The following is an 18,716-nucleotide window of genomic DNA, read 5'->3' on the forward strand; positions in this document are numbered from 1 at the left end:
AAGTCACCTTGCGTGACTCAGGCAAGCATCCGCCGATGCGGCAGCAACTGGCTCACTCCCCCGTTCCGTCGGCAGCCGCGTCAGCACATCTTTGAGGTAGGCATAAGGATCATGCCCATTCATGCGCGCCGTCTGGATCAAACTCATGTTCACTGCCGCACGTTTGCCGCTGCGTAACGAGCCAGCGAACAACCAGTTCGAACGTCGCCCACGGCCGGATCTGGTTTTCGACTGCGTTGTTATCTGTGGGCACAGCGCCATCCTCGGCATAGCGAGTCAGTGCAGCCCAGCGCTTGAGGCTGTAATCCAGAGCTTTGGCGATAGCCGACCCTTCGGGCACAAGATCGCGCGGGGCCAACATCCAGGTATGCAGTGCGCTGAGGATGGGTGCCGCTTTTTCCTGGCGTATTCGCCAGCGATCTTCGTTGGTCATCCGCTCGTCGTTCTCAAACTAAAAGTCCCCCCTAACCGGCAGTCTGCCTGTAAGGCGGGCCCATGTAGTGGAAGGTATGGGCGCGATCGTATCGTTCGGCGCATTCAAGCCAAAATAAGTTTTCAACATAGGTGCCGGACTGGCGCTGCCAGGCAGCCGAGAGGTTTTCCTCGATACGCAATAGGTTAATGGCCAGGCCGGTGGTGGCGGTGCCGAATGTCTGCCCGGTGACCTTGGCCTGCGAAGGTATGATGCTGCAGGTAGAAAAATCGCGCGGCGCGTTGGATGTCGGTGAGGGTTTCGAGGCGGGTCATCTTCTTACTTACACCAAAACTCGCGCGAAGCAGTGCCAAAGATATCGCTAGCTCACACGAAGCTACCTAGATCCAGAATATCCGTGGGAGTAAATGTGGGAGTATTTTTTCAGACATGAAAAAGCCCAACCGGTGAAGATTGGGCCAAGGCATTGAAAAATATGGTCGGGACGGAGTGATTCGAACACTCGACCCCTAGCACCCCATGCTAGTGCGCTACCGGACTGCGCTACGCCCCGACTAGGCGTGAAACTCGTTTCGCTTCTCACGAAACCGCTCAAGAATATATCGCAAGCTTTTGAAAACTGGAAGTATTTAAAAGCAGAAATTTATTTCTTGAGCACCACCAGAACATCTTCCAGTTCGGCGATCATCTGGCGGATCATTTGCTTGTATTGGGTGGTGTCGTCTTTGGCTTCATCACCGGAAAGACGCAGGCGCGCTCCGCCGATGGTGAACCCCTGATCATACAGCAACGCGCGGATCTGCCGGATCATCAGCACATCCTGGCGCTGATAATACCGACGGTTTCCGCGGCGTTTGACAGGGTTGAGTTGAGGAAACTCCTGCTCCCAATAGCGCAGCACATGCGGTTTTACCGCACAGAGCTCGCTGACTTCACCGATGGTGAAGTAGCGTTTGCCTGGGATGACGGGGAGCTCGTCGTTATGACTTGGTTCCAGCATAAGCCTCAACTCGGGCCTTCAACTTCTGCCCTGGACGAAAGGTGACCACACGGCGAGCCGTGATCGGGATTTCTTCTCCCGTTTTCGGATTGCGGCCAGGCCGCTGGCGTTTGTCCCGAAGGTCGAAGTTACCGAAACCGGATAACTTTACCTGTTCGTTGTCTTCAAGAGCGTGCCTGATTTCTTCAAAGAACAGTTCGACCAATTCCTTGGCCTCCCGTTTATTCAGGCCCAGCTCTTCATACAGACGTTCCGCCATTTCAGCTTTCGTCAGAGCCCCCATACGTCACTTCCTTAGCGTGGCGTTCAACCTTTGTTCAAGCGAGGTGAGGATGTTTTGCGTCGTGGTATTCACCTCATCGTCATTAAGAGTGCGCGATGGATGCTGCCAGGTCAAGCCGACTGCAAGGCTTTTTCTATGCGGATCAATGCCTTTACCCTGATACACGTCAAATAGCCTGAGGTCTGTCAGCCACTCGCCTGCATTTTCACGGATTACATCCAGTACGGCACTGGCTGCAACGTCTTTGTCGGCCAGCAATGCCAAGTCACGACGCACTTCAGGAAAGCGCGACAACTCGCTGAATTTAGGCATTTTGCCCAATGCCACTTCGGCCAGAACCAGCTCGAAAACGAAAACTGGACGGTCGAGACCGAGGGTTTTCGACAATTCAGGGTGGATAGCGCCAACGTAACCTACTTCGCGACCATCACGCTCGATGCGCGCGGTTTGACCCGGGTGCAACGCAGGGTGTTTACCCGGCACGAAGGTGAATGCATCCAGTGCACCGGCGAAGCCCAGCACTGCTTCCACATCGGCTTTGACGTCGAAGAAATCCACGACATCGCGACCTTGAGCCCAGCCTTCCGGCAGACGGCTACCGCACACCACACCGGCCAGCATCGGCTCTTGCTTCAGACCTTCCAGCTGACCGACAAAGCGCAGGCCGCTTTCGAACAGGCGCACGCGATCTTGTTGACGGTTCAGGTTGTGCTGAAGCGCCTTGACCAGACCTGGCCACAGGGACGAGCGCATAGCGGCCATGTCGTTCGAAATCGGGTTGGCCAGCAGCAGCGGTTCGACGCCTGGATTAAACAGCTCGAACTGTTTCGGATCGATGAAGCTGTAGGTGATCGCTTCCTGGTAACCACGGGCCACCAGCAGACGGCGCAGCTCAGGCAGATCGCTACGAGCTTCAGCCTTGGCTTGTGGCGCCAGACGGGCTTGCGGATAGCGAACCGGCAGACGGTTGTAGCCGTACAGACGGGCCAGCTCTTCAATCAGATCGACTTCAAGGCTGATATCGAAGCGAAAGCTTGGTACCTCTACCTGCCACTGCCCTGCCCCATCGGCAGAAATTGTCAGGCCCAAAGCGCTGAGCAGACGCTCGACTTCGGCCAAATCCATTTCCATACCCAGCATCTGGGTGATGCGCTGGGCACGCAGAGTGATCGGTGCGATCGACGGCAGGTGCTGCTCGCTGACGGTTTCGATGATCGGACCGGCTTCGCCGCCAGTGATTTCCAGCAGCAGGCCTGTGGCGCGCTCCATGGCTTCACGGGCCAGTTGCCAATCCACGCCACGCTCATAGCGGTGCGAAGCATCGGTGTGCAGGCCATAGGAACGCGCTTTGCCAGCGACCGCAATCTGGTCGAAGAAAGCACTTTCCAGGAATACATCGCGAGTGGTCTCGGACACGCCGCTGTGCTCGCCACCCATCACACCGGCAATGGCCAAGGCGCGGGAGTGGTCGGCAATCACCAGCGTATCGCTACGCAGGGTGACTTCCTGACCGTCGAGCAGAACCAGCTTCTCGCCTTCTTCGGCCATGCGCACGCGAATGCCGCCATTGATTTCGGCGAGATCGAAAGCGTGCAGCGGTTGACCCAGTTCCAGCATCACGTAGTTGGTGATGTCGACGGCAGCGTCGATGCTGCGTACGTCGGCACGACGCAGACGCTCGACCATCCACAGCGGCGTAGACTTGGACAGATCGACGTTACGGATAACGCGACCCAGGTAACGTGGGCAAGCAGCCGGTGCCAGAACTTCAACCGAGCGCACTTCATCGTGCAAGGCTGGAACGGTGGCAATTACCGGGCGTTTGACTTCGGCAGCGTAGAGCGCGCCGACTTCACGGGCCAGACCGGCCAGGGACAGGCAATCGCCACGGTTCGGGGTCAGGTCGACCTCGATGCTGGCGTCGTCCAAACCCAGGTACTCGCGAATGTCCTGACCTACTGGTGCATCGGCCGGCAATTCCATCAGCCCGTCGTTGCCTTCACCGACTTGCAGCTCGGCTTGCGAGCACAGCATGCCGTTGGATTCGACGCCACGCAGCTTGGCTTTCTTGATCTTGAAGTCGCCTGGCAGTTCGGCACCGATCATGGCGAACGGAATCTTCAGGCCCGGGCGTACGTTAGGCGCACCGCACACGACCTGAAAGGTCTCCGTGCCGTTGCTGACCTGGCAAACGCGCAACTTGTCGGCGTCCGGGTGTTGCTCGGTGCTCAGCACTTCGCCCACTACCACGCCGCTGAAAACACCGGCGGCCGGCGTTACGCTATCGACCTCAAGACCGGCCATCGACAGACGAGCAACCAGCTCGTCGCGACTTACCTGCGGGTTTACCCAACCACGCAGCCATTGTTCACTGAATTTCATCCTGCTCTCCTAAAGATTCGTTACGGGCGTGCGACCTAGCGAAATTGCGCAAGGAACCGCAAGTCGTTGTCGAAGAACAGGCGCAAGTCATTCACGCCGTAACGCAGCATGGCCAGACGCTCAACGCCCATGCCGAAGGCAAAGCCCGAGAACTCTTCCGGGTCGATCCCGGACATACGCAACACGTTCGGGTGAACCATGCCGCAGCCCATGACTTCCAGCCAGCCAGTCTGCTTGCAGACACGGCAGCCTTTACCGCTGCACATCACGCATTCCATGTCGACTTCGGCGGATGGCTCGGTGAACGGGAAGTACGAAGGACGGAAACGCACGGCCAGTTCTTTTTCGAAGAACACCCGCAGGAACTCTTCGATTGTGCCTTTCAGGTCGGCGAAATTGATGTCGCGATCAACCAGCAGGCCTTCGACCTGGTGGAACATCGGCGAGTGGGTGATATCGGAGTCGCTACGGTACACACGGCCTGGGCAGACGATGCGGATCGGCGGTTGTTTCGATTCCATGGTGCGGACCTGTACCGGCGAGGTATGGGTGCGCAGCAACATGTTGGCATTGAAATAGAAGGTGTCATGCATCGAACGGGCCGGGTGATGGCCTGGGATATTGAGCGCTTCAAAGTTGTGGTAGTCGTCTTCGACCTCAGGGCCTTCGGCGATACCGTAGCCGATGTGGGTGAAGAACTGTTCGATACGTTCCAGAGTGCGAGTGACCGGATGCAGACCACCCGAGGTCTGACCACGGCCAGGCAGGGTCACGTCAATGGACTCGGCAGAAAGTTTGGCGGCTAGATCAGCCTCTTCAAACAACGCCTTGCGCGCATTGAGAACCTCTGTGACACGCTCCTTGGCAACGTTGATCAGGGCACCGACCTGCGGACGCTCCTCTGCCGGCAAATTCCCCAGGGTCTTCATCACCTGAGTCAATTCGCCCTTTTTACCAAGGTAGTGAACCCGGATTTGCTCCAGGGCATTGATATCTTCAGCGCTTTGCACAGCCTCTAGTGCTTGAGAGACCAGCGCATCCAGGTTTTCCATGTACAGACTCCAGATACAAAATAGGGGAAGAGCTTAAAGGCTCTTCCCCTATTTATGACGTTTAACACCTAAGCCCACAGAGGTGAGCCCGGGTGACTGTCGGGGGTACTTAAGCCAAGGTGGCTTTAGCTTTCTCGACAATCGCAGCAAACGCCGCTTTTTCGTTCACTGCCAGATCAGCCAGAACCTTACGGTCGATCTCGATGGACGCTTTTTTCAGGCCGGCGATGAAACGGCTGTAGGACAGACCGTTGATACGAGCACCAGCGTTGATACGAGCGATCCACAGAGCGCGGAACTGACGTTTTTTCTGACGACGGTCACGGTAGGCGTATTGGCCAGCCTTGATTACCGCTTGCTTGGCAACACGGAATACGCGTGAGCGCGCGCCGTAGTAGCCTTTAGCAAGTTTCAGAATTTTTTTGTGACGCTTACGGGCAATGACGCCACGCTTTACACGAGCCATGAGTTACTTCCTCTATTCTTAACCAAAAATTAGCAAAGGCGCAGCATGCGCTTGACTTTTGCAACGTCGGACGGATGCAGCAAGCTGCTACCGCGCAGTTGACGCTTACGCTTAGTCGACATTTTGGTCAGGATGTGGCTCTTGAAAGCGTGCTTGTGCTTGATACCGTTAGCAGTTTTCAGAAACCGCTTAGCAGCACCACTTTTAGTCTTCATCTTTGGCATGTTCGGATACTCCGCATTCAGTTGATAAACATAATCGCAAGGCCTGCCGTGCCCTGGTGATTACTTCTTCTTTTTCGGGGCGATGACCATGATCAGTTGGCGTCCTTCCATCTTAGGATGCTGTTCGACCGAACCGTACTCGAGCAGGTCAGCTTCAACCCGCTTGAGGAGTTCCATCCCCAGCTCCTGGTGGGCCATCTCACGACCGCGGAATCTCAACGATACCTTGGCCCTGTCCCCGTCACTCAGGAAACGTACCAGGTTGCGCAGTTTTACCTGGTAATCCCCTTCCTCCGTCCCTGGACGAAACTTGATTTCTTTAACCTGAATCTGCTTCTGGTTTTTCTTCGCTGCAGCTACCTGTTTCTTCTTTTCGAAGATCGATTTGCCGTAGTCCATCACGCGGCAAACAGGCGGTATTGCGTCGGCAGAAATTTCCACCAAATCCAGTTTGGACTCTTCAGCAATACGAAGCGCTTCATCAATCGAGACGATGCCAATCTGCTCGCCGTCAGCGCCAATTAACCGAACCTCGCGTGCCGAGATATTCTCGTTGATCGGGGCTTTCGGTGCAGCTCGTTTATCTTGTCTCATTTCACGCTTAATAATAATTACTCCGAATCTGGGCGACCACGCCGGGAAACCGCTTGCGCGAGGAACTCAGCGAACTGGGCGACGGGCATCGAGCCCAGGTCAGCACCTTCACGAGTACGCACAGCGACAGTCTGCATCTCGACTTCCCGATCTCCGATAACCAAGAGATAAGGAACCTTGAGCAAAGTATGCTCGCGGATTTTAAAGCCGATCTTTTCATTTCTCAAGTCAGACTTGGCACGAAATCCGCTTTGATTGAGAGTTTTTTCAACCTCAGCGGCAAAATCTGCCTGTTTATCAGTGATATTCATGATCACTGCCTGAGTCGGAGCCAGCCACGCAGGGAACGCGCCCTCGTAATGCTCGATCAGGATGCCGACGAAACGTTCGAAGGAACCGAGGATCGCCCGGTGCAACATAACCGGGTGCTTGCGACTGTTGTCTTCGGAGACGTATTCGGCTCCCAGACGGATCGGCAGGTTAAAATCGAGCTGCAGGGTACCACACTGCCAGACGCGACCAAGGCAATCTTTCAGCGAGAACTCGATCTTCGGACCGTAGAAAGCACCCTCGCCCGGCTGCAGATCGTACGGCAGGCCCGCGCTGTCAAGGGCTGCGGCCAGTGCAGCTTCGGCGCGATCCCACAGCTCGTCGGAACCGACGCGTTTTTCCGGACGAGTGGACAGCTTCAGCTCGATGTCCTTGAAGCCGAAATCGGCATAGACATCCAGGGTCAGCTTGATGAACGCAGCAGACTCGGCCTGCATTTGCTCTTCGGTGCAGAAGATGTGTGCGTCATCCTGAGTGAACGCACGCACTCGCATGATGCCGTGCAAGGCACCCGACGGCTCGTTACGGTGACAGGCACCGAACTCGGCCAGGCGCATCGGCAGCTCACGGTAGCTCTTCAAACCCTGATTGAACACTTGCACGTGGCAAGGGCAGTTCATCGGTTTGATTGCGTAATCGCGGCTTTCCGACTCAGTGGTGAACATGTTCTCGGCGTAGTTGGCCCAGTGCCCGGATTTCTCCCAGAGGCTGCGATCAACGACCTGCGGAGTCTTGATCTCCAGGTAGCCGTTTTCGCGCTGAACCTTGCGCATGTACTGCTCGAGCACCTGGTACAGGGTCCAGCCATTCGGATGCCAGAAAACCATGCCCGGCGCTTCTTCCTGGGTATGGAACAGGCCAAGGCGCTTCCCGAGCTTGCGATGGTCGCGCTTTTCGGCTTCTTCAATACGCTGGATATAGGCTGCCAGTTGCTTCTTGTCTGCCCAGGCCGTGCCGTAAACGCGCTGCAGTTGCTCGTTTTTGGCATCGCCACGCCAGTAGGCGCCGGACAGTTTGGTCAGCTTGAATGACTTCAGGAAGCGCGTGTTCGGCACGTGCGGGCCGCGGCACATGTCGACGTATTCTTCGTGATAGTACAGGCCCATGGCCTGTTCATTCGGCATGTCTTCGACCAGACGCAGCTTGTAATCTTCGCCGCGGGCAGTGAACACGTCGATCACTTCGGCACGCGGAGTGACTTTCTTGATGACGTCGTAATCTTTCTCGATCAGCAGATTCATACGCTGTTCGATGGCCACCAGATCGTCCGGAGTGAAAGGACGCTCGTAGGCGATGTCGTAATAGAAGCCTTCATCGATGACCGGACCGATGACCATCTTCGCCGTTGGGTACAGCTGCTTGACCGCGTGGCCAATCAGGTGGGCGCAAGAGTGGCGAATGATCTCCAGCCCCTCTTCATCCTTTGGCGTGATGATTTGCAGAGTCGCGTCGCTGTCGATCACGTCACTGGCGTCGACCAGCTTGCCATTGACCTTGCCGGCAACGGTGGCCTTGGCCAGACCGGCACCAATGGATGCGGCGACTTCGGCTACGGAAACCGAATGATCGAATGAACGTTGACTGCCGTCGGGAAGAGTAATAGTTGGCATGGCGCCTCCTCTCCTAGTGGTGACCCCTACCAAAGGTCACGTGGGTTGGGATGAGCCAGTACAAGATTCGGTCCAGGCCATTCAATAACGAACGCCTGCCTTACAGCGGCAGGAGCCTTGCGGCCAACCGGAAAACCGAACCAGAGTGACTGGAGTTCAAATCAGAATTATCAAGGCGCTGACCGCTACGGGACGAAATGTCATCCGAAGCCTGAAAACACCCAAGCCGGGCATGCTAGCACAGATGAACGGTCATCGCGCCGCGCTGCCCTGCAGCTGACGTAAATCGCCTGATTTTGTGCAAGAGTGCTGAACTTGAACTGTATTTTAAGTCTCAGATAGACATAGAACTGACCGCAACACTGACTACAAGGAGCATTCCAGCATGCGTCTGAACCGTTTTTTCGCCATTGCCGCGCCCATCATCATGCTACTGCCGCTGACAGCCCACGCGGAATGGCCGAAGGAAACGCGCAATAAGTACATGGCCCAATGCACCCAGGCCGCAGGCTCCCAGCCAGGCATCAGCCCGGCATCCGCCAAATCGCATTGCGCATGTGGCGCTGACAAGATTGCCTCGTACCCGGCAAAAGATCTCAAGGCACTGATGGATAACAAGGCCAGCGTAGATCTGCAAAACAAAGCGCTGGCTGCGATTTCCACTTGTAAGGTGCAAAAAAAGTAAGCTCCCGAAGACACATCCGACCGCTTCCGGGCCGGTAAAGGGACCTTAAAAAGAGGTTTTTCGTACAATTTACGCAGGTTTTACAGCTTTTTTTATTGCTTTTATTTTCGCCTGAAAGCCCTTTAAACCGGGGCTTTCAGGGACTCAAAGCGTCAAAGAAAGTACGACAAATGGGCAAACAGCGCGTCCGGGGGGCTCCCAAGCCGAACATTTCGACTATGATACCCCGGTGTGCCCAGTTGGCCTGAGCAGCACAGCACTACTGAAAATATATGTTTCTTGGAGATACACCATGTCTAATCGCCAAACCGGCACCGTTAAATGGTTCAACGATGAAAAAGGCTTCGGCTTCATCACTCCTCAAGGTGGCGGTGACGACCTGTTCGTACACTTCAAAGCTATCGAAAGCGACGGTTTCAAAAGCCTGAAAGAAGGCCAGACCGTTTCCTTCGTGGCTGAGAAAGGCCAAAAGGGTATGCAAGCTGCACAGGTTCGCGCTGAGTAATTCTGCGCGTTCTAAAAAAACCCCGTCCACGTGACGGGGTTTTTTATGCGCCGAGTTTTTTATGTGCTGAAGAAAAGCCGGAAGCAATCAGCCGCAGTTGACGCGAGTGATCACCAGGTTTGCATCGGTGTTGAGATTCAGGCGATCGGAGCGGTATTCCAGCGTCACCATATCGTTCGGCTTGAGGAATCGCGCGTTCTGCGCGCCTGAACGCGCGCGAGCTTGCTCCAGAAGCTCAGGCGAGGCCTTCTTGCCAATGGCGAATTCGGCGGCTTTTGACTCACAGCGGCTGTTTCCTGTCTCAGTAGCCACAGGGTCTTTTGTCGCCTGCGAAGTGCTGCACCCCGTCAAAATGAATGCAGCTAACAAGGTACCGAATGACGCGAGCTTCCAAGGCATGAAGCCTCCTTTTCAAAAATAGACAGAGATCGTGCGACAGCCATTTTGGCTTTTGGTTTCAAGGAAAACTGGCACTCGGCCTCCCCTTGACTCCAGACGGCGGCAAGTCTGCCTCAGCACTGAGGCAGTGTTCACTGCGCAATCGTGACTGAATGTGAGCAATGATCAGTAGACGTCGATGTAGTCGAAAGGAGGATTGGGCCAATTCTGCTTCAATGCGTTGTAAATCTGCATAACCCAAACCGCATCACTGGCAGCTACCGCTCCGACGTAGCCAGATCCCTTTGCCCAGGTTTCCAGACGAAACAAGAGACCTTCAATATCCGTACCGCCCACGACACCTGAAGAAATGTAGGCCATACCGGCCTTGGTGACCCGTAACTGGGTATGCGTATCATCGCTGGCCGAAGCCAGCAACTGGCGCACAGCCTCGAGCGTCAAGCCGTCAGGAGTGCTTAAATCGATCTGCAAAGTGCTTTCCTTGAAAATCATCAAAGCCCAAGTGTCGCATAGCCCTCCCCTCATGCCTAAGTCTGGGTGCCAAAAGCCTCGCAAGATGTTTAACTCAGCACAGCCCAAACCACTCGGATAGACGACCAGACATTGGGCGGCCTATTCAGACTTCGCGAGTTCATCATGACAACCGTAAGCATTGACGCTGACATCAAAGCCAAATGGCCTCAAGGCCATTGCTCCTACAGCCCTGGCAGCCCTGAAGAACTGGCGATCATCGGCATCGACCTGTTGGTCAAAGAGCTGGGAACGCAGGCTGCCCAGGCGTTTATCACACAGATATTCGAAAAATACCCAAGCGACCATATGGGTGCGCCCCACATGGAAAGGGAGTAACAACCCCACGGGCTGGCACCTGTGGGACTAAAGCTTATTTGAGGCGAGCGAGACGCTCCGTCAGCAAGTCGAAGAAGCCTTGGGCATCGCCGCTCTCAACCCAGAAAACGTTCTTTTCCTGCTTCAGGCCGTCGTACCAGTCGACGATGGTCTGACCAAAGGTCGGGCCTTCGCGGCTGTCGACCACCATGTTTACCTGGCGACCGGTGAACAACTGCGGTTTGAGCAGATAAGCGATCACCGTGGCGTCATGCACTGGGCCGCCCGGGATGCCGTAGTGCTCCATATCGCCTTTGACGTACTCGTTGAGGATATCGCCCACCACTTTGCTCGCATTGTTGCCTAGCGCCGCGATCTGCTTCAGACGTGCGTCACTGGTCAGCACCTTATGGGTCACGTCCAGCGACAGGTAGGTCAGCTTGACGCCGCTTTTGAGGACCACTTCAGCAGCCTGCGGGTCAGCAAACAGATTGAATTCAGCGACCGGAGTGATATTGCCGCCGTTGAAGTGCGCACCTCCCATGACCACCACTTCCTTGATGCCCAAGGTAATGTCCGGCGCCTGAATCAGCGCCAGCGCCAGATTGGTCTGCGGACCCAGCATGGCAATGGTGATGCTGTGGGGTTTGGCTGCACGCAACGTGTCGATCAGGTAATTGACCGCACTCCCCTTGGCCAACCCTTCTTTGGGTTCGTGCACCATTACACCCGAAAGACCTTCCTTGCCGTGAATATTCTCGGCATAGATCGGCGTACGCAACAAAGGCTTCGGCGCACCCGCGTATACCGGCACGTCTTCGCGCCCTGCCCACTCACGGGCCAGCCGTGCGTTACGTGAGGTCTTGTCCAGTCTTACATTACCGGCTACGGTCGTGAGCGCGCGAATGCTCAGCTCCTCAGGCGAAGCCAGGGCAAACAACAAGGCAACGACGTCATCGGCCCCCGGATCGGTGTCGATGATCAAATCGATTTTTTCCGCCGCCTGGGCGCTTGTCGCGGTGATCAATGACAAAAGCAGCAAACTCCGGATCGGTGTTGCAGTATCTGAGCATAGCGGTACATAGCGCACTCCTTGTGCGTGACAAACCCGAGGTTGGATACAGCGATCTAAAACGTGACTCCCGCGACCAGAACAATGTTGCAGTACGGCTGACATTCGCCGGTACGAACAATCGCACGCGCTTGTCGGCTGAGGGTTTTGAATGCGTCATGACTCAGCAACGTGCGCTGACCCAATGCAGCTTTGGCCGTCAGCTCGTCAATCACTTGAAGCGTGGGAGGTTGCTTGAGCAGGATTTCTTCGGCCAGCACATGGCTTTCCACCTGCATTTCACTGAGTACGATCTGCAAGGTACTGACGAAGTCCGGAATACCTTGGGTCAACGCCAGGTCGATCAACTCGACACCTGGCGGCACAGGCAAACCGGCATCGCCGATGACCACCATATCGCCATGACCCAGGGAGGCAATTAATCGCGACAACGCGATGTTGAGCAACGGCGTCTTTTTCATGAGGGGCTAATGGCCTGTACGTCGGACAACGTGGGAATGGAAGGTTGTGCGCCCGCTCGAGTGACCGACAACGCAGCAGCGATCTGACCGAAGCGAATAGCCTCGGCTTCGCTTTTCCCGCCCGCCAACGCCGCAGCAAAACCGCCGACGAAGGTATCGCCCGCTGCCGTGGTGTCGACCGCCTTGACCTTGGGCGCCGGGAAATGCTCGAAGCTTTGCCCGTTGGCGAACAACGAACCTTGGGCTCCCAGGGTAATGATGACTTTGCCAGCACCCGCAGCAATCAAGCGACTTGCGGCAACTTCAGCAGTTTTCAGCGAATCCACCGGCAAGCCACTCAAGGCCGACGCCTCGCTTTCGTTGGGAATCAGGTAGTCGATGGACGAATACCAGTCGGCCGGCAGCGGACTGCTCGCCGGGGCTGGATTGAGAATCATGGTCTTGCCCAGTTCACGACCGCGCTTGAGGGTGTAACCAACGGTCTGCATCGGCACTTCAAGCTGACAAATGATCACGTCGGCCGCTTGCAACACCGCATCAAAACCTGTGACCACTTCGGGCGTGAGCAATCCATTAGCGCCCGCGACGATCACGATCGCATTCTGACTGCTGTCATCGACCACAATCAGCGCCACGCCACTGGAACCTCCAACTGTTGTCACCGCCCGACAATCGATTTGCTCAGCCAACAGCGCCGCTCGCAGTTGCTCGCCATAGACATCGGCACCGACACAGCCAACCATCGATACTTCAGCGCCCAGTCGTGCCGAAGCAACAGCCTGGTTCGCCCCCTTGCCGCCCGAGACTGTGGCAAACGACTCGCCAATCAGCGTTTCACCGGCCCGGGGCAGCCGCTCGGCCCGAGTGACCAGGTCCATGTTCAGGCTGCCTATTACCACTACTTTTGCTGGCATACATCAGTACTCGTCAATTCGTTTCAGCGGTATTCGGCGAACACGCCGCAGAGCGGCGCAGTCGATTCTCGCAAGACAATGCTCGGCGTTACGATGCGCTGATCGGTCGCCAGCTCCGGGCTGGCGATCCGTCGTAAAAGGAGCTCCGCCGCCATCTCGCCCAATTGCAGGATCGACTGGCCCACCGTCGTTAATGCCGGATAGACATACCGGCTCATCTGGATATCGTCGAAGCCAATGACCGAGAGCTCGCTCGGTACACGAATATTGCGTTCGGCCGCTGCACGCAAGACACCGATACCCATCATGTCGTTACTGGCAAATATGGCGCTGGGGGGATTCTTTTCCAGAAGCAGAGCCGCAGCGTTGTAACCGCCGGTGCTGGTGAAATCGCTTTCCAGCATCCGTTCTTGTGGCACCTCGACGCCGGCCTCATTCAATGCCCGGCGGTAACCGGCCAGACGCATCTGCGCCACACTGGTATGCGCCGGACCACCAATGCAGGCTATGTCCCAATGCCCAAGGTCCAGCAAGTGCCGTGTCGCCAGATAGGCACCATATTCGTGATCGATGCGCACCAGATCCGCATCGATCCCTTCCAGGCCCCGGTCGACAATCACCATGGGCGTGCGCACTGCGGCCAAACCTGCAGCCAGGCCGGCGTCACCACCCGCTGAAGCGACGATCAAGCCATCGATCCGTTTTTCCAGTAACACTCGCAGATAACTGCGTTGCTTGTCCGGGTTGTCATCGGAGTTGCACAGAATCACGCAGTAGCCGTTACGCTCGCAGTAATCCTCGATCCCCCGGGCCAGTTCGGCGAAGTACGGGTTGAGACTGTTGGGCACCAGCAGGCCGATGGTCGCGGTAGTTTTCGCTTTCAACGAACGGGCCACGGCGCTGGGCACGTAGTCCAGACGCTTGATCGCTTCCTCGACTTTGACCCTGACTTCTTCGCTGACTGGCCGCGTTTTGTTCACCACATGAGAAACCGTGGTGTAGGAAATGCCCGCCAGCGCCGCCACATCTTTAATAGTTGCCATGACTCAAACCCGCCGACGTGCGCGCTGACTGCGATAAGTATCCAGCACCACCGCCACCACGATGACCGCGCCAGTGATGATCCGCTTGGTCGGCTCGGTCGCGCCGATTTGCGCAAGACCTGCTGCCAGTACGGAAATGATCAAGACGCCAAAAAAGGTACTGATGACCGAGCCGCGCCCGCCCATCAGGCTGGTGCCACCGATGACCACCGCCGCGATGACTTGCAGCTCCAGGCCGGAACCGGCATTCGGGTCCGCCGCTTCCAGGCGGGAGATCTGGAACAGCGCCGCCACACCAGCCAGCAGCCCCATCAGACTGAACACCAGGATCTTGTAGGGTTTTGGATTGATACCCGCCAGACGCACCGCTTCTTCGTTGGTCCCAATGCCGATCAGGTAGCGACCGAACACCGTGCGCGTCAACACCGCCTGAGCAATGATGATGATCAGCAGCGCAATGATGAACGACGGCGAAATCCCAAAGGCAATCGGGTTGGACAGCCAGGCAAAGGCATCACCGATATAGGCGGTGCGCGAGCCGGTCATCTGGTAAGCCACACCGCGAGCCATTTCCAGCACGCCCAGCGAAACAATGAACGAAGGAATACGCCAGGCCACGGTGATCGAACCGGTGATGGTGCCCGCCAGAGCAGCGACGGCCATGCCGAGCAAGGCCGCCGGCAAGACACTCCAGCCCCAGCCGAGGATCGCCACGCTGACCGTGGAAGCTGCCAGCGCCAGCACCGAACCGACTGACAAGTCGATACCGCCAATGATCAACACGAAGGTCATGCCGACGGCCAACACCATCAAATCCGGAATCTGGTTGGCCAAGGTGCTGAAGGTGTCGTAGGAGAGAAAATGACTGCTCAGGGTCGAGAACAGGGCAATCATCGCCAGCAAGGCACCGGCCAGGCCCAGATAGGTGCCCAAACCGTAATAGTTGCTACTGCGTTTGCTGGCAGAAAGAGCAGTTGTCATGGAATGTCCCTAGGCGCCGCTTCATTGAGCAACGCATCACGTTTTTGGTAGCCGGCAAATGCGGCAGCAAGCAGTTCATCCTGGGTCCAGCTGTCGCGTTCGAAGGTTTCGATCAAACGCCCGGCGGAAAGTACACCAATCCGGTCGCAGATCAGCATCAACTCACGCAGATCACTGGAGACCACCACCAATGCCTTGCCCTGGCGAGTCAATTCGCCCAGCAAGCCGTAGATATCGAACTTGGCGCCAACGTCGATTCCTCGGGTCGGTTCGTCGAACAACAGCACCGAGCAATCGCGCTCCAACCAGCGGCCGATCACGACTTTTTGTTGATTGCCGCCGGACAGTTCGGACACCAACTGGGACGGGCTGGAACTGCGGATCCGCATGGCATCGATTTGACGCTGAGCCAAAGCCGCCTCGGCGCCACCATTGACGATTCCGCCACTGGAAATGACCGGCATATTGCCCAAGGCAATATTGGCGCTGATCGATTGGGTCAGCAGCAGGCCTTCGCCCTTACGATCTTCAGTGATCAAGGCAATCCCGTGCCCCACCGCATCGGCCGGCGAACGGATACTGACCACCTGTGCCGGTGACCCCAGCGCGACCGTGCCGCTGTCTGCGGTATCGGCACCGAAAATCAACCGCAACAGCTCGGTGCGCCCGGCCCCGATCAAGCCGGAAATGCCAAAAATCTCACCGCTGCGCACTTCGAAGGAAACATCGCGAACCTTGTCCGAACGCGTCAGTCCTTGCACCGTCAGCGCTGGCGCGCCGATCTGGCGCGGCCCAAGGTCGATGTGTTCGCCCAGCTCACGGCCAACCATCAGATTGACCAATTGTTCACTGTTGTAATTGGCCATCGGCTCGACGCACACCAGACAACCGTCACGCAGCACCGCAATGCGCTGTGCGACACGGGCCAGCTCTTCCAGTCGATGGGAGATATAGATGATCGCCACGCCACGAGATTGCAGGCGGGTGATCTGCTCGAAGAGCATTTCGACTTCACGAGCGGTCAGCATCGCGGTCGGCTCGTCGAGGATCAACACATGGCAATCGCCAATCAGGTTGCGGGCGATTTCCACCATTTGCTGGTGGCCAATGCCCAGCTCGCCAACCAGCGTGTCCGGATCGATCGCATCCAGCCCGACCTGAGCCATCGCATCAATGGCCGCTTTGCGCAGTTGCTTGCGACTGATCCAGCCGCCATAGCTGGGCAGATTGTCGAGAAACAGGTTTTCGGCGACGGACAAGGTCGGCAGCAGATTGAGTTCCTGCATGACCATGCGGATCCCCAGATCTTCGGCCTGCGTCCGGCTACCCGGACGGTAATCCTGACCATTGAATTGCATCCGACCTGTGGTCGGCGTGACCAGGCCACCGATGATTTTCGACAGCGTACTTTTGCCGGCACCGTTTTCACCGGTCAACGCCAGCACTTCACCACGCATCAGCGTCAAGTCGATGTCGGTCAGTACAGGCTGAGCATAGGTCTTACCGATACCGCTGACCGAGAGGACAGCGTTCGGGGCGAAAACTGACATAAGAAACTCTCCATGCGCTCGCCTGGACAGGCGAGCGCCGTTGTGTCGCCAGAATGACTATTTGGTGACCAGTTCAACGGGAGTTTCGATCACGCCGTTGGCGCCGCCGTCGACCTTCTGACCCTTGAGGATTTTCAGCGCTGTTTCGATACCGAATACGGCCTGCCTGGCTGCGAACTGGTCTGCGGTCGCCAGTACACGGCCGTCTTTGAGCATTGGCTTGATGGCATTGATGTTGTCGTAACCCACCACCTGAACCTTGCCTGCCTTCCCTGCTGCACGCACTGCGGAAACTGCGCCCACAGCCATGCTGTCATTGCCGGCCAGTAGCGCTTTGATTTCCGGGTATTCGCTCAGCATCGATGAGGCGACCTGGTTACCTTTGTTGATTTCCCAGTCACCGGATTGCACGGACACGACTTTGATCTGCGCCGCCTCCATCGCATCCTTGAAGCCCGCAGTGCGCGCCTGGGCATTGGTCGTCGTGGAAACACCTTCGATGATGCCGACTTCGTCACCGGCCTTCAGCTGCCTGGCCAGATACTCACCCACCAGACGGGCACCCTTGCGGTTATCCGGCCCTACGAACGGCACGTTGATGTTTTTGCTTTTGACTACAGTCGGGTCGAGCTGGTTATCAATGTTGATGACTGTGATGCCTGCATCGATGGCTTTCTTGATCACCGGCACCATTGCCTTGGAGTCAGCGGGCGCGATCACCAGCGCATTGACTTTGGAAACGATCATTTGCTCGACAATGCGAATCTGGTTGGCCGTGTCCGTTTCATCCTTGATCCCGTTGGAAATCAAATCGAAATCTGCGGAATGCTCTTTCTGGTAGGCCTTGGCGCCATCCTCCATGGTCAGGAAGAATTCGTTGGCCAGGGATTTCATGACCAGGGCGACTTTGGGTTTTGCAGGGGTATCGGCGAAGGCCGAGGAAAGAGGCAGCGCGGCGGATGCGGCTGCAAGCATAGCGACAGCGAGAAGACGTCCAGCGAATGGCAGCTTCATGGGTTTACTCCGTTCTTATGATTATTCTGAGCAACGCTTGCACTGGAGTACGCTTCGACAGCCGTTAAACACAGCGGCACTTGATCGAGACAGAATTTCCAGGCTGATAAACAACATCACCTGAAAAGACGCGCAAACGTTTGCGTAGACCGAACTATGGGAATCCTGCTGACATTTGTCAACGGCAGGCAAACGCCATTTTGAGAGAACGTTCACAAGACGGGCCTACATCCCAAAGAGATATCCAGGCCAGCAAAACATTATCTACACCGCAACGCTGGTGCCTGCACCTTCCACACGCCGTGCTCTCCCAGAGACCGCCGCCTCTCACCAGAGTCGGACTATCAGTTTTTATCGTAGACATTTTCGGACAACCGAACGTTAAGCCTGCATATCGTCGGAAAACCGGACACAGGCTTGTATCCGAAAACAAATTAATCATAAAAAATTGAAATATATCAATTACTTACATTAATTATCTCGACAAGATGCGTCTGGTACAGATCCTGCTCTTCTTCAGGACCCCGCGGCATTCAGATCTGCTCGGGGCGCTTCTAGATGAACCTGCATCAGCACCTTCATTACAACAAGAGAGAAAATAATGAACTCTGCTTTCAAGACCTTTGTTCCGGGCGCTTTGGCCCTCCTGTTGCTACTCCCTACCGCGCTGCAAGCGAAAGAAATCGAAACCCAACAAAAACTGGCCAACGTTGTGATCCTCGCCACTGGCGGAACTATCGCCGGGGCCGGCGCCAGCACCGCAAACAGCGCCACTTATCAAGCGGCCAAAGTGGGCATCGAGCAGTTGATTGCCGGCGTTCCCGAGCTGAGTCAACTGGCCAATGTGCGTGGCGAGCAAGTGATGCAAATCGCTTCGGAAAGCATCACCA

21 protein-coding genes, 1 tRNA gene and 2 pseudogenes are annotated in these 18,716 nt (G+C 56.4%); 4 read left to right on the top strand and 20 right to left on the bottom strand.

Annotated elements, in window-relative coordinates; genetic code table 11:
• Positions 1–3 precede the first annotated feature (3 nt).
• The 11 genes and pseudogenes from ACN1C3_RS28500 to thrS all read right to left on the bottom strand — a co-directional run.
• A pseudogene (locus tag ACN1C3_RS28500) lies at positions 4–433 on the bottom strand (IS66 family transposase); the annotation flags it as partial.
• A gap of 34 nt (positions 434–467) precedes the next feature.
• Positions 468–753 (bottom strand): annotated as a pseudogene (locus ACN1C3_RS28505) (DNA adenine methylase); the annotation flags it as partial.
• A gap of 156 nt (positions 754–909) precedes the next feature.
• Positions 910–986, bottom strand: a tRNA-Pro gene (locus ACN1C3_RS28510).
• Between the two features lie 90 nt (positions 987–1,076).
• Positions 1,077–1,433, bottom strand: a complete 357-nt coding sequence (locus ACN1C3_RS28515) for a MerR family transcriptional regulator (protein ID WP_003179985.1) — start codon at positions 1,431–1,433, stop codon at positions 1,077–1,079.
• Positions 1,414–1,716, bottom strand: a complete 303-nt coding sequence (gene ihfA, locus ACN1C3_RS28520; RefSeq protein WP_002553164.1) for an integration host factor subunit alpha — start codon at positions 1,714–1,716, stop codon at positions 1,414–1,416. The genes ACN1C3_RS28515 and ihfA overlap by 20 nt, the downstream gene beginning before the upstream one ends.
• 3 nt (positions 1,717–1,719) lie before the next feature.
• Positions 1,720–4,098 carry a phenylalanine--tRNA ligase subunit beta gene (pheT, locus tag ACN1C3_RS28525; RefSeq protein WP_419119061.1) on the bottom strand — a complete coding sequence of 793 codons (2,379 nt, stop codon included), beginning with the start codon at positions 4,096–4,098 and terminating at the stop codon, positions 1,720–1,722.
• Positions 4,099–4,133: 35 nt separating this feature from the next.
• Positions 4,134–5,150: a phenylalanine--tRNA ligase subunit alpha gene (gene pheS, locus ACN1C3_RS28530; RefSeq protein ID WP_007905876.1), complete on the bottom strand. Its 1,017-nt coding sequence runs from the start codon at positions 5,148–5,150 to the stop codon at positions 4,134–4,136.
• A gap of 109 nt (positions 5,151–5,259) precedes the next feature.
• Entirely contained in the window at positions 5,260–5,616 is a 357-nt protein-coding gene (rplT, locus tag ACN1C3_RS28535) for a 50S ribosomal protein L20 (RefSeq protein WP_007905879.1), read from the bottom strand.
• A gap of 29 nt (positions 5,617–5,645) precedes the next feature.
• On the bottom strand, positions 5,646–5,840 hold the full coding sequence (rpmI, locus tag ACN1C3_RS28540) for a 50S ribosomal protein L35 (protein WP_003442181.1): 195 nt from the start codon (positions 5,838–5,840) through the stop codon (positions 5,646–5,648).
• Between the two features lie 60 nt (positions 5,841–5,900).
• Positions 5,901–6,452, bottom strand: a complete 552-nt coding sequence (gene infC / locus ACN1C3_RS28545) for a translation initiation factor IF-3 (protein ID WP_015884933.1) — start codon at positions 6,450–6,452, stop codon at positions 5,901–5,903.
• Complete coding sequence (thrS, locus tag ACN1C3_RS28550) at positions 6,452–8,374, bottom strand: threonine--tRNA ligase (RefSeq protein ID WP_419119062.1); 1,923 nt, start codon at positions 8,372–8,374, stop codon at positions 6,452–6,454. The genes infC and thrS overlap by 1 nt, the downstream gene beginning before the upstream one ends.
• Before the next feature lie 385 nt (positions 8,375–8,759).
• Between thrS and ACN1C3_RS28555 the strand changes: the two genes are divergently transcribed.
• Complete coding sequence (locus tag ACN1C3_RS28555; protein ID WP_419119063.1) at positions 8,760–9,059, top strand: hypothetical protein; 300 nt, start codon at positions 8,760–8,762, stop codon at positions 9,057–9,059.
• A gap of 292 nt (positions 9,060–9,351) precedes the next feature.
• On the top strand, positions 9,352–9,564 hold the full coding sequence (locus ACN1C3_RS28560) for a cold-shock protein (protein ID WP_007905882.1): 213 nt from the start codon (positions 9,352–9,354) through the stop codon (positions 9,562–9,564).
• An 87-nt stretch (positions 9,565–9,651) separates the two neighbouring features.
• On the opposite strand, the gene ACN1C3_RS28565 is transcribed toward ACN1C3_RS28560, so the two are convergent.
• The gene (locus ACN1C3_RS28565) at positions 9,652–9,963 is read right to left on the bottom strand and encodes an I78 family peptidase inhibitor (RefSeq protein ID WP_419119064.1); all 312 of its coding nucleotides are present in this window, start codon (positions 9,961–9,963) and stop codon (positions 9,652–9,654) included.
• A gap of 165 nt (positions 9,964–10,128) precedes the next feature.
• Positions 10,129–10,434: a hypothetical protein gene (locus ACN1C3_RS28570; RefSeq protein ID WP_419119075.1), complete on the bottom strand. Its 306-nt coding sequence runs from the start codon at positions 10,432–10,434 to the stop codon at positions 10,129–10,131.
• A gap of 165 nt (positions 10,435–10,599) precedes the next feature.
• Here ACN1C3_RS28570 and ACN1C3_RS28575 point away from each other — a divergent pair, with 165 nt between their 5' ends.
• Entirely contained in the window at positions 10,600–10,812 is a 213-nt protein-coding gene (locus tag ACN1C3_RS28575; protein ID WP_419119065.1) for a hypothetical protein, read from the top strand.
• Positions 10,813–10,846: 34 nt separating this feature from the next.
• Here ACN1C3_RS28575 and ACN1C3_RS28580 read toward each other — a convergent pair whose 3' ends face one another.
• From ACN1C3_RS28580 to ACN1C3_RS28610, 7 genes are all read right to left on the bottom strand, one after another.
• On the bottom strand, positions 10,847–11,824 hold the full coding sequence (locus ACN1C3_RS28580) for a nucleoside hydrolase (protein WP_419119066.1): 978 nt from the start codon (positions 11,822–11,824) through the stop codon (positions 10,847–10,849).
• 95 nt (positions 11,825–11,919) lie between these two features.
• Entirely contained in the window at positions 11,920–12,324 is a 405-nt protein-coding gene (gene rbsD, locus ACN1C3_RS28585; protein WP_419119067.1) for a D-ribose pyranase, read from the bottom strand.
• Positions 12,321–13,238 (bottom strand): ribokinase, encoded by a 918-nt coding sequence (gene rbsK, locus ACN1C3_RS28590; RefSeq protein ID WP_419119068.1) that lies wholly within the window; start codon positions 13,236–13,238, stop codon positions 12,321–12,323. Before rbsK ends, rbsD begins: the two co-directional genes overlap by 4 nt.
• A gap of 23 nt (positions 13,239–13,261) precedes the next feature.
• Positions 13,262–14,281: a LacI family DNA-binding transcriptional regulator gene (locus ACN1C3_RS28595; RefSeq protein ID WP_419119069.1), complete on the bottom strand. Its 1,020-nt coding sequence runs from the start codon at positions 14,279–14,281 to the stop codon at positions 13,262–13,264.
• A 3-nt stretch (positions 14,282–14,284) separates the two neighbouring features.
• Positions 14,285–15,262: an ABC transporter permease gene (locus tag ACN1C3_RS28600; protein WP_419119070.1), complete on the bottom strand. Its 978-nt coding sequence runs from the start codon at positions 15,260–15,262 to the stop codon at positions 14,285–14,287.
• Complete coding sequence (locus tag ACN1C3_RS28605) at positions 15,259–16,812, bottom strand: sugar ABC transporter ATP-binding protein (RefSeq protein WP_419119071.1); 1,554 nt, start codon at positions 16,810–16,812, stop codon at positions 15,259–15,261. Before ACN1C3_RS28605 ends, ACN1C3_RS28600 begins: the two co-directional genes overlap by 4 nt.
• 57 nt (positions 16,813–16,869) lie before the next feature.
• A complete protein-coding gene (locus ACN1C3_RS28610) occupies positions 16,870–17,826 on the bottom strand; it encodes a sugar ABC transporter substrate-binding protein (RefSeq protein WP_419119072.1) in 957 nt (318 codons plus the stop codon).
• Between the two features lie 601 nt (positions 17,827–18,427).
• Between ACN1C3_RS28610 and ACN1C3_RS28615 the strand changes: the two genes are divergently transcribed.
• The coding region (locus tag ACN1C3_RS28615; RefSeq protein WP_419119073.1) for an asparaginase domain-containing protein at positions 18,428–18,716 on the top strand (289 nt) is incomplete at its 3' end.

It is taken from the genome of Pseudomonas sp. H11T01 (assembly GCF_048515765.1).
Classification (GTDB): domain Bacteria; phylum Pseudomonadota; class Gammaproteobacteria; order Pseudomonadales; family Pseudomonadaceae; genus Aquipseudomonas.

Excerpts from the sequence above, each read along its gene's own strand:
- ACN1C3_RS28515 (WP_003179985.1), bottom strand. The coding sequence starts at position 1,433 with ATGCTGGAACCAAGTCATAACGACGAGCTCCCCGTCATCCCAGGCAAA.
- ihfA (WP_002553164.1), bottom strand. The coding sequence starts at position 1,716 with ATGGGGGCTCTGACGAAAGCTGAAATGGCGGAACGTCTGTATGAAGAG.
- pheT (WP_419119061.1), bottom strand. The coding sequence starts at position 4,098 with ATGAAATTCAGTGAACAATGGCTGCGTGGTTGGGTAAACCCGCAGGTA.
- pheS (WP_007905876.1), bottom strand. The coding sequence starts at position 5,150 with ATGGAAAACCTGGATGCGCTGGTCTCTCAAGCACTAGAGGCTGTGCAA.
- rplT (WP_007905879.1), bottom strand. The coding sequence starts at position 5,616 with ATGGCTCGTGTAAAGCGTGGCGTCATTGCCCGTAAGCGTCACAAAAAA.
- rpmI (WP_003442181.1), bottom strand. The coding sequence starts at position 5,840 with ATGCCAAAGATGAAGACTAAAAGTGGTGCTGCTAAGCGGTTTCTGAAA.
- thrS (WP_419119062.1), bottom strand. The coding sequence starts at position 8,374 with ATGCCAACTATTACTCTTCCCGACGGCAGTCAACGTTCATTCGATCAT.
- ACN1C3_RS28555 (WP_419119063.1), top strand. The coding sequence starts at position 8,760 with ATGCGTCTGAACCGTTTTTTCGCCATTGCCGCGCCCATCATCATGCTA.
- ACN1C3_RS28560 (WP_007905882.1), top strand. The coding sequence starts at position 9,352 with ATGTCTAATCGCCAAACCGGCACCGTTAAATGGTTCAACGATGAAAAA.
- ACN1C3_RS28565 (WP_419119064.1), bottom strand. The coding sequence starts at position 9,963 with ATGCCTTGGAAGCTCGCGTCATTCGGTACCTTGTTAGCTGCATTCATT.
- ACN1C3_RS28575 (WP_419119065.1), top strand. The coding sequence starts at position 10,600 with ATGACAACCGTAAGCATTGACGCTGACATCAAAGCCAAATGGCCTCAA.
- rbsD (WP_419119067.1), bottom strand. The coding sequence starts at position 12,324 with ATGAAAAAGACGCCGTTGCTCAACATCGCGTTGTCGCGATTAATTGCC.
- rbsK (WP_419119068.1), bottom strand. The coding sequence starts at position 13,238 with ATGCCAGCAAAAGTAGTGGTAATAGGCAGCCTGAACATGGACCTGGTC.
- ACN1C3_RS28595 (WP_419119069.1), bottom strand. The coding sequence starts at position 14,281 with ATGGCAACTATTAAAGATGTGGCGGCGCTGGCGGGCATTTCCTACACC.
- ACN1C3_RS28600 (WP_419119070.1), bottom strand. The coding sequence starts at position 15,262 with ATGACAACTGCTCTTTCTGCCAGCAAACGCAGTAGCAACTATTACGGT.
- ACN1C3_RS28605 (WP_419119071.1), bottom strand. The coding sequence starts at position 16,812 with ATGTCAGTTTTCGCCCCGAACGCTGTCCTCTCGGTCAGCGGTATCGGT.
- ACN1C3_RS28610 (WP_419119072.1), bottom strand. The coding sequence starts at position 17,826 with ATGAAGCTGCCATTCGCTGGACGTCTTCTCGCTGTCGCTATGCTTGCA.